13 protein-coding genes are annotated in these 14,406 nt (G+C 60.0%); 12 read left to right on the plus strand and 1 reads right to left on the minus strand.

What is annotated here, in order from left to right:
• Nucleotides 1–7: 7 nt before the first annotated feature.
• Genes phnA through MWU54_RS16020 form a run of 7 tightly spaced genes read left to right on the plus strand, consistent with a single transcriptional unit; the run spans nucleotide 8 to nucleotide 8,222 of the window.
• The gene (gene phnA / locus MWU54_RS15990) at nucleotides 8–1,267 is read left to right on the plus strand and encodes a phosphonoacetate hydrolase (RefSeq protein WP_247085698.1); all 1,260 of its coding nucleotides are present in this window, start codon (nucleotides 8–10) and stop codon (nucleotides 1,265–1,267) included.
• Nucleotides 1,264–2,703: a phosphonoacetaldehyde dehydrogenase gene (gene phnY / locus MWU54_RS15995; RefSeq protein ID WP_247085700.1), complete on the plus strand. Its 1,440-nt coding sequence runs from the start codon at nucleotides 1,264–1,266 to the stop codon at nucleotides 2,701–2,703. Before phnA ends, phnY begins: the two co-directional genes overlap by 4 nt.
• Entirely contained in the window at nucleotides 2,694–3,812 is a 1,119-nt protein-coding gene (locus tag MWU54_RS16000) for a TauD/TfdA family dioxygenase (RefSeq protein ID WP_348647665.1), read from the plus strand. Before phnY ends, MWU54_RS16000 begins: the two co-directional genes overlap by 10 nt.
• Entirely contained in the window at nucleotides 3,809–4,369 is a 561-nt protein-coding gene (locus MWU54_RS16005; protein WP_247085702.1) for an HD domain-containing protein, read from the plus strand. Before MWU54_RS16000 ends, MWU54_RS16005 begins: the two co-directional genes overlap by 4 nt.
• Entirely contained in the window at nucleotides 4,362–5,711 is a 1,350-nt protein-coding gene (locus MWU54_RS16010) for an aspartate aminotransferase family protein (protein ID WP_247085704.1), read from the plus strand. The genes MWU54_RS16005 and MWU54_RS16010 overlap by 8 nt, the downstream gene beginning before the upstream one ends.
• Entirely contained in the window at nucleotides 5,708–6,535 is an 828-nt protein-coding gene (locus MWU54_RS16015) for a DMT family transporter (protein ID WP_247085706.1), read from the plus strand. The genes MWU54_RS16010 and MWU54_RS16015 overlap by 4 nt, the downstream gene beginning before the upstream one ends.
• A gap of 16 nt (nucleotides 6,536–6,551) precedes the next feature.
• Nucleotides 6,552–8,222 carry a Na/Pi cotransporter family protein gene (locus MWU54_RS16020; protein ID WP_247085708.1) on the plus strand — a complete coding sequence of 557 codons (1,671 nt, stop codon included), beginning with the start codon at nucleotides 6,552–6,554 and terminating at the stop codon, nucleotides 8,220–8,222.
• Here MWU54_RS16020 and MWU54_RS16025 read toward each other — a convergent pair.
• Nucleotides 8,214–9,083: a MurR/RpiR family transcriptional regulator gene (locus tag MWU54_RS16025; RefSeq protein ID WP_247085710.1), complete on the minus strand. Its 870-nt coding sequence runs from the start codon at nucleotides 9,081–9,083 to the stop codon at nucleotides 8,214–8,216. The two genes, MWU54_RS16020 and MWU54_RS16025, sit on opposite strands and share 9 nt — an antisense overlap.
• Before the next feature lie 104 nt (nucleotides 9,084–9,187).
• Here MWU54_RS16025 and MWU54_RS16030 point away from each other — a divergent pair, with 104 nt between their 5' ends.
• The 5 genes from MWU54_RS16030 (at nucleotide 9,188) to MWU54_RS16050 (ending at nucleotide 14,404) form a co-directional block, all read left to right on the plus strand.
• A complete protein-coding gene (locus MWU54_RS16030) occupies nucleotides 9,188–9,958 on the plus strand; it encodes an N-formylglutamate amidohydrolase (RefSeq protein ID WP_247085712.1) in 771 nt (256 codons plus the stop codon).
• A complete protein-coding gene (locus tag MWU54_RS16035) occupies nucleotides 9,955–10,536 on the plus strand; it encodes a TRAP transporter small permease subunit (RefSeq protein WP_247085714.1) in 582 nt (193 codons plus the stop codon). Before MWU54_RS16030 ends, MWU54_RS16035 begins: the two co-directional genes overlap by 4 nt.
• Entirely contained in the window at nucleotides 10,536–11,861 is a 1,326-nt protein-coding gene (locus MWU54_RS16040) for a TRAP transporter large permease subunit (protein ID WP_247085716.1), read from the plus strand. Before MWU54_RS16035 ends, MWU54_RS16040 begins: the two co-directional genes overlap by 1 nt.
• Before the next feature lie 54 nt (nucleotides 11,862–11,915).
• Nucleotides 11,916–12,950, plus strand: coding sequence for a TRAP transporter substrate-binding protein (locus MWU54_RS16045; RefSeq protein WP_247085718.1), 1,035 nt, complete (start codon nucleotides 11,916–11,918; stop codon nucleotides 12,948–12,950).
• 101 nt (nucleotides 12,951–13,051) lie between these two features.
• A complete protein-coding gene (locus tag MWU54_RS16050) occupies nucleotides 13,052–14,404 on the plus strand; it encodes a glutamine synthetase family protein (protein WP_247085720.1) in 1,353 nt (450 codons plus the stop codon).
• Nucleotides 14,405–14,406: the final 2 nt, after the last annotated feature.

Below are 14,406 nucleotides of genomic sequence, written 5' to 3' on the forward strand. Positions count from 1 at the left end.
ACCAGACATGCCCATTACAAACCCCGTGGTCGCCAACGACCGCACCTACGCCATCCCGAAAACCTGCGCGATTGCGATCTGTCTGGATGGCTGTGAACCCGAATACCTTGAGGTTGCGATTGCTGAAGGCCTGATGCCCACGCTCAAACGCATCCGCGAAACCGGGACAGACCGTCTCGCCCATTCGGTGATCCCAAGTTTCACCAACCCCAACAACATGAGCATCGCCACAGGCCGCCCGCCAAGCGTCCACGGCATCTGCGGCAACTTCCTGTATGATCCCGAAACGGGTGAGGAGGTGATGATGAACGACGTCCGCTTCCTGCGCGCGCCAACGATCTTCTCCAAATACTACGAAGCAGGCGCGCGCGTTGCCGTTGTGACCGCCAAGGACAAACTGCGTGCTCTCTTGGGGGCAGGTCTCAAATTCAATGAGGACCGCGCCATCGCGTTCTCGACCGAAAAATCCGACACCACCACCAAGGCCGAACACGGCATCGACAACGCCAGCGCCTGGATGGGCCTGCCGGTGCCAGAGGTCTATTCCTCGGAACTCAGCGAATTCGTCTTCGCCGCCGGCGTGAAGCTGCTCAAGGAATGGAAGCCGGACGTGATGTACCTGTCCACAACAGACTACATCCAGCACAAATTCGCCCCCAATGAGGCGGGCGCAAAAGACTTCTACGCGATGTTCGACACATACCTCGCCGAACTCGACGCAATGGGCGCAGCCATCGTCGTCACCGCCGACCACGGTATGAAGCCCAAGCACGACGCCAATGGCGACCCAGCCGTGATCTATGTGCAGGACGTGCTGGACGACTGGCTTGGCGAAGCTGCCGCGCGGGTGATCCTGCCGATCACCGACCCGTACGTCGTGCACCACGGGGCATTGGGTGCATTTGCGACAGCCTACCTGCCCGACGGCGCAGACCACGCCGACATCATCGCGCGCCTGTCTGCTTTGCCGGAAATGCTCGAAGTTGTGCGCAAGGCCACCGCCGTCCAGAAATACGACCTGCCCCCGGACCGCATCGGCGACATCGTGATGATTTCGACCGAGAACATGACCATCGGCACCTCCGCCCACCGCCACGACCTTGCCGCCCTCAAGGAACCCCTGCGCAGCCATGGCGGGCTGACCGAACAGGAGGTCCCGTTCATCGTGAACCGCAAGATCGACCTGCCCAACGCCCCCACGCTCCGCAATTTCGACGCGTTCTTCTACGCCACCGCCGCAGCAGCCCTGGAAGAGGTGGACGCATGACCGAAATCCGTCACGACCAGATGCGCATCGGCGGTGAAAAGGTGGATACCAAAGACCGCCTCGAAGTCCGCTACCCCTACACGAACGAGGTGATTGGCACCGTCCCCATGGGCACCGCCGAACATGCGCGCAAAGCCTTCGAGATTGCGGCGAACTACCAATCCAAACTCACCCGCTACGAACGCAGCCAGATCCTGCAACGCACCGGGGAAATTATCGGCGAACGCCGCGACTACCTTGCCAAATGGCTGACGCTGGAACTGGGCATCTGCCACCAGCACAGCCTCTACGAGACCAAGCGCGCGCAGGACGTTTACCAATTCGCCGCCGCAGAGGCGCTCAAGGACGATGGCGAGATTTTCTCCTGTGACCTCACCCACAACGGCAAGGCGCGCAAGATCTTCACCATGCGCGAACCCGTGCGGGCGATCAGCGCCATCACCCCGTTCAACCACCCGCTCAACATGGTCAGCCACAAGATCGCCCCGTCGATTGCGACGAACAACTGCATGGTGTGCAAACCGACGGAACTGACGCCGCTCACCGCGCTGACGTTGGCAGATATCCTTTACGAGGCGGGCCTGCCACCCGAGATGTTCCAGGTCGTCACCGGAATGCCCGCCGATATCGGCGACGAAATGGTGACGAACGACAACATCGACATCATCACCTTCACCGGCGGTGTGCCTGTGGGCAAACTCATCGCGTCCAAGGCAGGCTACAAACGCACCGCGCTCGAACTTGGCGGTAACGATCCCCTGATCATCTGCAACGACCTGAGCGATGCAGACCTCGACCAAGCCGCGACCATCGCCGTTGCCGGGGCCACCGGCAATTCCGGCCAACGCTGCACGGCAATCAAGCGTATCTTGGTGCAGGAAAGCGTCGCGGACAAGTTTGTGCCACTGGTGGTCGAGAAAGCCAAAAAGATCAAATTCGGCGACCCACAAGACCCTGCCACAGAACTCGGCTGCGTGATCCACGCCCAAGCCGCCGAACTCTTCGAAAAGCGCGTTCTGATGGCCGCCGATCTAGGTGCCAACATCCTCTACCATCCAGAACGCCAAGGCGCACTCCTTCCGCCCATCGTGGTGGATCATGTCCCGCACGACTCAGAGTTGGTGATGGAAGAAACCTTCGGCCCCATCATCCCCATCGTGCGCGTGCCGGACGACGACACCGAGGTCATGCGCATCTCCAACAGCACCGATTTCGGCCTCTCCTCAGGCGTCTGCACCAACGACCTGAACCGCGCGATTGCCTATATCAACGGTCTCAACGTCGGCACCTGCAATATCTGGGAACAGCCGGGCTACCGCATCGAAATGTCCCCCTTCGGCGGCATCAAGGACAGCGGCAACGGCGTGAAGGAAGGCGTGATCGAAGCGATGAAGTTCTTCACCAACGTCAAAACCTATTCCCTGCCGTGGCCTTAAAATCGGCCGATATCATCGCGGATGGTGACGCCATCCGCGCAAAGTGGGCCGATGGCATGTCGGCCCGCTTCCACGCGATCTGGCTGCGGGACAACGCCCAAGACGAGGCCACGCGTGACGCCGGAAATGGCCAGCGCCTCATCGCACTGTCCGAGATACCCAGCGGCATTCGCGTGACAGGCGCAAAGTCGCATGGTGATGTGCTGAACGTCACGTTCTCCAACGGCCATGTGACCCGCTTTCCGGAAGACTGGCTGCGCACCCACGCCTATGATCGCGCTCACGTGGCAACCCCATGGTCCGACGCCATCACGCTTTGGCGCGGTGATCACACAATCCGTTGCGCCGGGTTGGGCGACTTGCAGTCAAATCCGGACGCTCTGCGCCAATGGCTCGCCGCCGTGCGCCGCGACGGGGTGGCCAAGGTTCACGGTCTGCCAACCACCTCTGGCAGTCTTGAAAAGGTGGTCAACCTCTTCGGCTATATCCGCGAAACCAACTATGGCCGCTGGTTCGAGGTCCGGTCCGAGATCAACCCGACGAACCTCGCTTACACCAATCTTGGCCTGCAAGCGCACACCGACAACCCGTACCGCGATCCGGTGCCGGGTTTGCAGATCCTGGCGTGTCTGGAAAATACCGTCGAAGGCGGCGAGAGCGGTGTGGTTGATGGCTTCGCCGCCGCCGAAACTCTGCGTCAGGAAAACCCCGACGGCTTTGAAGCCCTTGCCCGCTATCCGGCCCGGTTCGAATATGCCGGGTCCTCGGGCGTGCGTCTGACCTCAAAACGCCCCGTCATCGAACGCAATCCTGACGGCGAAGTCATTGCGATCCGCTTCAACAACCGCTCCATGGCGGCCGTCACCGACATCCCGTTTGACGACATGGGTGTCTGGTACGCCGCGCTGCGCCGCCTTGGCGAGATCATAGACGCGCCTGACAGCCAGATCACATTTCGCCTTGATCCCGGAGAGGCCTTCATCGTCGACAACACCCGCGTCCTGCATGCCCGCAATGCCTTTTCGTCGGGCGGAATGCGGTGGTTGCAAGGGTGCTACGCCGACAAGGACGGGCTGTTGTCCACCCTTTCGACATTGGAGGCGTCATGACGCCAACCCGCGAAAACATCGTTGCCTTCATCGCCGACATCTTTGAACGGCGCGGGGCCGAAAGCTATTTGGGCGAACCCGTGACAATGGCCCAGCACATGCTGCAAGGCGCGAAACTGGCCGAAGACGCGGGCGCGCCCGACGAACTGATCGCGGCGGCCTTGCTCCACGACATCGGCCATTACACCTCGGAATTCGGCCCCTATTCGCCGGACGATACCGAGGACAATCACCATGATGAAGCCGGGGCAGACGTGCTGAAGCATTTCTTCCCGCCCGTGATCGTGGATTGTGTGCGCCTGCATGTTGCCGCGAAACGGTATCTTTGCGCCACCGACCCCGGCTACTTTGACAAGCTGTCCGAAGCTTCAGTGCACACGCTTGAGCTTCAAGGCGGCCCGATGAATTATCAGGAAGTCGCCGCATTCGAGGCAGTGCCGCATTTTCGCGAAGCGGTCCGCGTGCGCCTTTGGGACGAAGGCGGCAAAGACCCCGACATGACAACCCCACCCTTCAGTCACTATATTCCGCTGCTGGAACGTGTGGCCCATGCTTGAGCGCCACACAGAAGGCGAAGCCAACACCAGCGCCGCGCGGGCGGAATGGTCAGCCCGCGAAACGCACAACGAAACGCGTGATCTTCTTGCCCGGGACGCAAACGCGTTTCTGCACCAGTCGCTGTCCTCTCCCTGCCTGAGCACCATCGCCAAGGCCGAAGGCATCTGGATCGAAGACACATCAGGCCGTCGGTTCATGGATTTCCACGGCAACTCCGTCCACCACATCGGCTACGGCCATCCACGCCTTGTTCAGGCGGTCAAGGACCAGATCGACGCGCTGCCCTTCTCGCCCCGCCGGTTCACCAATGACGTCTCTGTCACGCTGGCCGAACGGCTTGGCGCGCTGGCCCCCGGCGACCTGAGCAAGGTGCTTTTCACAACCGGCGGCTCCGACGCGGTCGAAGTCGCCCTGCGTCTTGCCCGTGCCGCAACCGGCAGATTCAAAACCATCAGCTTCTGGGATGCCTTCCACGGCGCCGGCTTTGGTGCGTCCAGTGTGGGTGGCGAAGCCACATTCCGCAGCCACATCGCCGGGCCACTTTTGCCCGGGGCAGAGCATGTCGCGCCCTTTCACTGCTACCATTGCGCCTACGGGCATCCGGGGCCCGACAGTTGCGGTCTGGCCTGCGCCAAGATGGTCGAGTTTGCCTTGCAACGCGAAGGCGATGTGGCTGCGGTGATTGCGGAACCAATGCGGGCCGTCCCGGTCGTGCCCCCGCCCGGCTACTGGCAGGCCGTGCAAGCGGCCTGTCACAAACATGGCGCGCTGCTGATCATGGATGAAATCCCGACGGGCCTTGGCAAGACGGGCAAGATGTTCGCCTATGATCATGATGCCATTCAGCCCGACATCGTGGTGTTGGGCAAAGCCCTTGGCGGCGGCATGCTGCCCCTTGCGGCGGTCATTGCGCGGCACGATCTGGATGTCGTCGGTGACTACGCCATCGGGCATTACACGCACGAAAAAAACCCGATCACAGCCCGAGCGGCGCTGACCACGCTGGATATCATCGAAGAGGAAGGGTTGGTCGACCGGGCCGCACATCTTGGCGCACATGCACAAGACCGTCTGCAAAGCGACCTGCACACCCACCCCCATGTCGGAGACATCCGCGGGCGTGGCCTGATGTTCGGGATCGAGATCGTGACCGACCGGGACAGCCGCACCCCCGATCCCGACCGCGCTGAGCGTATCTATTATTCCTGCCTTGAACAGGGGCTTAGCTTCAAGATCAGCGCAAGCAATGTGCTGACGCTGTCGCCGCCGATGACGATCGACAAGACAGATCTCAACACCGCCCTCTCTATCGTCATTGACGCCATCAAGGCCCATTCGTGAGCCCTGCCGTTCTCGGCATTGTTCTGTTGGCCGCGCTGTTACACGCGCTTTGGAACGCGCTGGTCAAAGCCTCTGGTGACAGGACAGTCACGCTTGGTCTCATCGCGCTAGGCCATTGCCTGCCCGCGATCCTGTTGCTGCCCTTCGTGCCAATCCCGAACGGTGTCGCCTTTTGGTACATCGCCGCGTCAACGGTCATCCATTGGGCCTATTACTATTTCCTGAATATCTCTTACCGGTTCGGCGACCTGTCGCTTGTCTATCCGATTGCGCGCGGTGCCGCGCCCGTGATGGTGGCGTTGGGTGCCATGATCTGGGCCGACGAGACACTGGGCTGGATCGCCTGGTCTGGCATCCTTGCCATCTCGGCAGGTATCATGGTGTTGGCCACGGTGCGGAATGCAGACAAACGCGGCATCGGGGCAGCACTCCTGACATCGGCAATCATTGCCGCCTATTCGATCGTCGATGGGATCGGCATTCGCGCGTCTGGCACACCGGTGGGATATGTTGTCTGGCTCTTTGCCGCCGAAATCTGCGTCGCGGTCTTTGTTATGGCGTCGCGGGTTGAACGTTACCGCGCGATGGCCCTAAAAACCCAGATGCTTGGTTTGACGGGTGGTGTAATTTCAGGTTTGGCGTATGGTCTTGCACTCTTTGCCAAGACACTTGCCCCGATTGGCATTGTTTCGGCGGTCCGCGAAACGTCGGTGATCTTTGCCGCGCTGATCGGCGTCATCTACATGGGCGAAGGCCCCGCACACCGCCGTCTTCTGGCCGCTGCTATTGTCGCAACGGGCGTGATGATCCTCGCGCTCTACTGAAAACCGATCCGTTTATATGCAAATTCTCATCTTCCTCCTTCATCTAGCCGGTGCTGTCCTGCTTCTCCTGTTTGCCGTCCGCATGGTCCGCACAGGCATTGAGCGGGCCTTGGGGCCACGCCTGCACCGCACGGTCAGTCGGCCAAGATCACCGCTGACGATGATGGCCTCTGGGCTGGTGATGGCGATGATCCTGCAAAGCTCTGCGGCGGTCACGTTGTTGGTGGCGGGTTTTGCCGGAACAGGTGGTGTGGGCTTTGTGCCGGGATTGGCCATGGTTCTGGGTGGCGACCTGGGGTCAGCCTTGCTGATCATGCTGTTGTCCCTGCGTGTCGAAACGCTTGTGCCACTTTTGTTGACTCTGGGCGGATTGCTGTTTCTGAAATCCCAGACCCGCAGTTGGAAACAGGCCGGACGCATCATTCTGGGGATCGCATTGATCCTGATCGCGCTCAGATACCTGCGCGAAGCGGTTGAACCAATTCGGGACAGTGCGGTCCTGCCTGCGCTTGCCGCCTATTTCGAACGCGACTTTGTGACCGCGTTTATCACCGGTGCGGCCTTGGCCTTTGTCATGCACAGCTCGGTCGCCACGATCCTGATGACAGTGGCTGTGGTGGGCATGGGCGCGCTGCCGCTTGCCGCTGGGGTGTCCATTGTGTTGGGCGCAAATCTTGGCTCTGCGGTGATCCCTGTCTGGCTGACGCGCAATACCGATCCGGCGACCCGGCGCATTCCCTTGGCCAACCTGATGCTGCGCGGCTGTGCGGCCATCGCAGCGGCCATTGCAATCGACGCGTTCGGCGTGCCACCGCAGTTTGACTCGCTTGGCAACGGTGCCACGCTTGTTGTCGTCCATATCGCGTTCAATACACTGGTGCTTGGTTTGATATTCTGCGCCTTGCCGGTCGAGGCGCTGCTGTTGAAGCTGCTTCCCGATCTGACGACGGCGCGCGACATCAAACCGCTTCATAAGTCGCATCTTGATCCCGGCACCACCGATGTCCCCGTTCGCGCGCTGGCCTGCCTGCGCCGCGAAGTGATCCGCATGGCCGATGTGCTGTCCGAGATGTTTGCCCCGACGATGGAACTCTACCAATCCTTCGACGACACACGCGCGCAGGCGATCACCCAAGAAGACAAGGTCCTCAACACCGCGCTTAATGAAATCCGCGTCTTTGCGGCCGACCTTCCACATCACGCGATGCAAAAGGAAGAAAAACGCGAACTGCGCGCGCTTGTCGATTACGCGATTGCACTGGAAGCGTGTGGCGATTTGCTGGTCAAACGCCTGCTGCCTCTTGCACGGGAAAAATCGGAAAACGGGCTTCAGTTTTCCAGCGACGGGTTTCTGGAGCTTTCAGACATGCACGCCCGCGTCAGTCAGAACCTTGCAACCGCGTCCAGCGTTCTTGTCAGCAATGACCTGTCCGGTGCCCGGCTGTTGCTGGAACAGAAGACCGACATTGCCCGATTGGAACGCAAGACACGCAAGTCGCATCTGAAACGCCTCAACGCCGGGAACGAGGACAGCTTTGAGTCCAGTGATGTGCATATCGAAACAGCCTACACGCTGAAAGAAATACACTCGTGGATTGTGACCGTGGCCCACCCGATTCTGCGCCGCGAGGGCCAGCTTCTGGACAGCCGTCTTGCCGAAACTGCGACCGATCCAAAGTCAGGTTGATTTGCGAAAGATCCGCGTGGATTGGAACATGTCTTCCAAGGCTTCCATCCGGTCCTGCGCGCTGTCCGCAACGCGGGTCTGCACTTCGGCGATCAAAGCCTCGATCACCAGATTGATCGCAAGGGTCGAATCCCAGCTTGATGGCACCTCGATCAGCGCGTTCACCACGTGATCCGCAAGGTGCGATATCGGTGATCCCCATTGGTCGGTGAACAGAACAAGTTCAGCCCCTCGCTCTTTGGCCAATTCGGACAGTCGTTTCAGATCCCGTTCATACCGTCGGATGTCGAAAACGATCAGGACCGACTGTTGGTCCATGTCCAGAATATACTGCGGCCACACATTCGGTGAAGCCCCAAGCAGGGTCACACCGGGCCGGATGATCTGAAGATGGTTGTACAGGTAATCCGCGTTGGACCGCGTGATCCGTCCACCCGTCAGATAGACCCGCCGTTCGGTATCCGCCAGAACACCGGCCAACGCATCAAGCCGGCCCGGTTCAAGCCGGTCGATGGTCCGGCTCAGGTTGTCAAAGACGGCTTCGGCAAAGGCTTTGAAGGCCGCTGATCCGGGTTTGGTGTCATCCCACCCGTCACGTTTGCGGATGGGCGTCTTGAACTGGGCCGATGCTTCCTCTCGCATGGCGGCCTGCAGTTCAGGGAATCCGTCGAATCCAAGCTTGCGTGCCAGGCGGATGACGGTTGGCGTAGACACCCCTGCGGCCTCTGCAATCTTGGTGATCGATTGCAGCCCCCCAACCGGGTAATCGCGCATCAAAACGCCGGTCAATTGTCGCTCTGCCGGGGTCAGCGCGGCGGCCTGATCCTGAAGACGGTCTTTGACGGAAAGGGGCTTTGGCATCGGTCTGCCCATGTTTGTAGCAATTTCTACAGATTGCCAAATTGCAGTAAATATTTCAACCAAAATAGCTTGACAGGTCTTTGACCACCTCGCCTAATGCCAGCGTGAGCACCGCTGATCTTCATACGATTCTGAGCATCGACGAAGGCCCCGCCGCCGAGGTTATCAATCCCGACGGCGCGGCACCTGTGTGCCTTGTGTGCGAACATGCCAGCGCGTTTATCCCGGCCTCCTTGAAGGATCTGGGCGTGTCTCCGGACCAGCGCTTCAGCCATGCCGCGTGGGATATTGGCGGCCGGGATCTGGCGATGGCATTGTCACACGCGCTGGATGCCCCTTTGGTCGCCTCCCGCGTGTCGCGATTGGTCTATGACTGCAATCGCCCGCCCAGCGCGCCAGACGCCATTCCGGCGAAATCCGAAGTGATCAACGTGCCGGGCAACGCACATCTTGGCGAAGCGGACCGGGTTGCGCGCATTGCCGAAGTCTACCACCCGTTCCGGCAGACGCTGCACACCACGCTTGACGGGTTCGTATCGCCGCCAACTTTGGTCACGATCCACTCCTTCACGCCGGTCTGGCACGGTCAGAAACGCGATGTGCAGCTTGGCCTGCTGCATGACAGCGATGATCGTTTGGCCAAAGCCATGCTGGACGCCGCCCCGAATGGCGTTAACACGCAGCTGAACGCACCCTATTCCGTCACCGACGGGGTCACACATACGCTGCGCGAACACGCGATCACCCGAGGTTTGCAAAACGTGATGATCGAAGTGCGCAACGATCTGATTTCCGACCCAAACGGCGTCGCCCGCTTTGCCGAGATCCTGACCGATATGCTGACACATGCGCTTGCAATGCAGAGGGCCACATGACTGGGCTTCTGAAACGCTATGTCGCACTGATCGATCCGCTGAACCGCGTGATCGGACGCATCGTGATGTACGGCATTTTCGTGATGATGGGCATTCTGCTGTGGTCTTCGATTTCCAAGACCTTCTTTCTGCCGTCACTTTGGACGCTTGAAATGGCGCAGTTCGCAATGGTGGCTTACTATATCCTTGGTGGGCCGTATGCGATCCAGATGGGGTCAAACGTACGGATGGACCTGATCTACGGCGAGGTTTCGGACCGCCGCAAAGCGATGATCGACGCTGTGACCGTGGTGTTCCTGTTGGTCTATCTCGGGTTCCTTTTTTACGGCGGTGTTGCCTCGACCGCCTATTCACTGGGGTATTTCGGGTCTGAACCCATCGGCTTTTTCGCCGGGCTTATCACCGGGGAGGCCGAAATGGGTTTCCTCGAACGCAGCCCAACCGCGTGGCGTCCCTATCTTTGGCCCATCAAGACCATCATGGTCCTCGGCATCTTCCTGATGCTGCTGCAAGTCCTCTGCGAACTGGCAAAAGACATCCTGCGCCTGCAGGGGCACGACATGGGGGCCAAGGTCTGATGCCGTACGAGCTGATCGCCATCCTCATGTTCTCGACCATGATGCTGATGCTGCTCACCGGGCAGCGTGTGTTTGGCGCGATTGGTTTTGTCGCCGTGGTCGCGGCGTTCCTGCTCTGGGGCGACCGGGGTGGGTACGACCTTGGCTTTTCCGCCGCGATGAAGCTGATGAAATGGTATCCGCTGCTCACCCTGCCGATGTTCATTTTCATGGGTTACATCCTCAGCGAAAGCCGCATCGCGGACGATTTGTATAAAATGTTCCACGTCTGGATGGGCGGCCTCTCCGGGGGCCTTGCCGTGGGCACCATCGGCCTCATGGTTCTGATCTCTGCCATGAACGGATTGTCCGTCGCAGGCATGGCCATTGGCGCCACCATCGCCCTGCCCGAACTGCTCCGGCGAGGATATGACAAACGGATGGTCACCGGGGTCATACAAGCCGGGTCCTCCCTCGGCATCTTGGTCCCGCCATCGGTCGTGCTGGTCCTCTACGCCATGATCGCCCGCCAACCCGTTGGCCAACTCTGGCTTGCAGGCGTAATCCCCGGCCTGATGATGGCCGCGATGTTCATTATCTACATCACGATCCGCTGCAAACTGAACCCATCCCTCGGCCCGATCCTGCCCAAAGAGGAACGGGACATCCCCAAGGCCGAAAAATACCGTCTCCTCGCAGCAGGCCTCCTGCCGCTGGCCATCTTTTTCGTGATGATGGTGCCCTTCGTGAACGGCTGGACCTCCCTCGTCGAAAGCTCTGCTATCGGCGCGTTGGCCGCCATGCTCGCCGCGATCCTCAAAGGCCGCATGACACGCGAGGTGTTCGAGAACTCTGTCCGACAAACGCTGGGCATCTCCTGCATGTTTATGTGGATCATCCTCGCCGCCCTCGCGTTCGGCGCAGTCTTCGACGGCCTCGGCGCGGTGAAGGCCATCGAAAGCCTGTTCACCGAACAGCTTGGCCTGAACCCGTGGGTGATCCTGATCCTGATGCAACTCAGCTTCATCATCATGGGCACATTCCTCGATGACACAGCCATGCTGGTGATCGTCGCACCGCTATACGTGCCCCTCGTCGGAGAACTTGGCTTCAACCTGATCTGGTACGGCATCCTCTACACGATCACGACCCAGATCGCCTACATGACCCCGCCCTTCGGCTATAACCTCTTCCTGATGCGCGCCATGGCCCCACCCGAGATCGGCCTGCGCGACATCTACACCTCGATCATCCCGTTCGTGCTGGTGATGGTCTGCGCCCTTGCCATCGTCATGATCTTCCCGGAAATCGCCCTTTGGTTGCCCGGGCTCGTCTACGGAAATTAACCCAGAAGACCCCGGTCAAACGGGGCATTTCAACCCAACTGAGAGGATTTGAAAATGACCACAAGACGTAAGTTCCTGAAAACCGCCGGCGTCGCAGCCGCCGCTGCCCCATTGGCCGCGCCCGCGATTGCCCAATCCACCATCACATGGCGCATGCAGACCTATGCTGGCGCGGCACTGGCCGAGCACGTGATCGACCCCGCGATCGAGATGTTCAACAAGATCGCAGGCGACCGCATGCAGATCGAGTTGTTCTACGCCGACCAGCTTGTCCCGACAGGCGAGTTGTTCCAGGCGATGCAGCGCGGCACCATCGACGCGGTGCAGTCGGACGATGACTCCATGGCGTCTCCCACCGAAGTCACCGTCTTTGGCGGCTACTTCCCGTTCGGCTCCCGCTACTCGCTCGACGTGCCGGTGCTCTTCAACCAGTACGGCCTGAACGAGATCTGGGACGAGGAATATTCCAAGGTCGGCGTCAAACACATCAGCGCGGGCGCATGGGACCCGTGCCATTTCGCCACCAAAGACCCGATCCGCTCCCTTGCAGACCTGCAAGGCAAGCGCGTCTTTACCTTCCCAACCGCTGGCCGCTTCATGAGCCAGTTTGGTGTCATCCCGGTGACCCTGCCGTGGGAAGATATCGAAGTGGCAATGCAGACCGGCGAACTCGACGGCATCGCGTGGTCCGGCATTACCGAAGACTACACCGTCGGCTGGGCGGACGTGACCAACTACTTCCTGACCAACAACATCTCGGGCGCATGGGCCGGGTCGTTCTTTGCCAATATGGAGCGCTGGAACGAGCTGCCGGAAGACCTGCAAACCCTGTTCCGTGTCTGTTGTGACCAGTCGCACTACTACCGCCAGTGGTGGTACTGGGGTGGCGAAGCCAACCTGCGCGTCAACGGCACCAAGCTTGAACTGACATCGATCCCCGATGACGAATGGGCCACGGTCGAGGCCGCCGCGCGCGTTTTCTGGGACGAGATCGCCGCCGAAAGCCCGACAAAAGCGAAGGTGGTCGATATCTTCAAGCAGTACAATTCCGATATGGAAAAGGCGGGCCGTCCGTATCGCTACACCTAACGGCAAATCTGGTCCCTTGGCTTGTTCAAGGGGCCATTTTGCGTCAACGCAAAACCGAGAACCCGTCAACGGGTTCTCCACTGACCACCCAAGGAGGCCCTATGACCCTTGATGACCTGCAAGCCCTCGCCGAGACGGGTGAGATCGACACCGTCCTTGTCTGCATGGTTGACATGCAGGGCCGCCTGATGGGCAAACGGTTCCACGTGTCGAACTTCCTAGAGTCCGCGTGGAAAGAAACCCACTGCTGCAATTACCTCCTCGCCACTGACCTCGAAATGGCCACCCCCGACGGCTACAAATCCACGAGTTGGGAAGCAGGCTACGGCGACTACGTGATGAAGCCCGACATGGACACACTGCGCCCCATGCCATGGCTCGACGGCACCGCGATGGTGTTGTGCGACATTATCGATCACCACACGCACGAACCCGTCCCGCATTCCCCCCGCCAGATGCTGAAGAAACAGGTGGACCGCCTGACCGAGATGGGCCTGACGCCCATGATGGCGACCGAACTTGAATTCTTCCTGTTCGAAAGCTCTTTCGATACCATCCGCAAAGGCGGCTTCCGCGATCTTGCCCCGATCAGCGGCTATAACGAAGATTACAACATCCTCCAGACCACCCGCGAAGAACATGTGATGCGCCCGATCCGCAATCATCTCTTTGCCGCCGGTGTGCCTGTCGAGAACTCCAAGGGTGAGGCGGAAACAGGTCAGGAAGAGCTCAACATCCGCTACGCCGATGCTGTCGCCTGCGCGGACAACCACACCATCGCGAAACACGCGGTCAAGGAAATCGCCCATATGCAGGGCCACGCCGTGACCTTCATGCCCAAATGGCGCGCCGACAAAGTGGGCAGCGCCGCGCATGTGCATCAGTCCCTGTTCAAGGGCGACACCAACATTTTCCACGACGCAAACGCGCCGCTCACCATGTCGGACACGATGAAATCCTACGTCGCGGGCCTCATCAAATACGCCCCTGACATGACAGTGTTCCTTGCGCCTTACGTCAACAGCTACAAACGCTTCCTCGCGGGCACCTTTGCGCCAACCAAAATCGCATGGTCCGTCGACAACCGCACCGCAGGCTATCGTCTAGTTGGCGACGGTACCAAAGGCGTGCGCATCGAATGCCGCATCCCCGGCTCGGACATCAACCCCTACCTCGCCTGCGCCGCGCAACTCGCTGCGGGCATTAAAGGGATGGAGGAAAAGCTGTCGCTCGAAGACCCTGTGTCTGGTGACGTCTACAACATGACAGGCGTGCCCGAGATTCCCAACACCCTGCGCGCGGCAACCGAAGCCCTGCGCACCTCAACCATGTTGCGCGAAGCCATGGGCGACGACGTGATTGACCACTACACGCGCTGTGCCGAAGTCGAACAGGAGATGTTTGACGCCGCCGTCACCGACTGGGAAATCCAGCGCGGATTTGAAAGAGCCTGACC

Origin of the sequence: Marivita sp. S6314, from assembly GCF_023015985.1 — a bacterium.
Classification (GTDB): Bacteria; Pseudomonadota; Alphaproteobacteria; order Rhodobacterales; family Rhodobacteraceae; genus Marivita.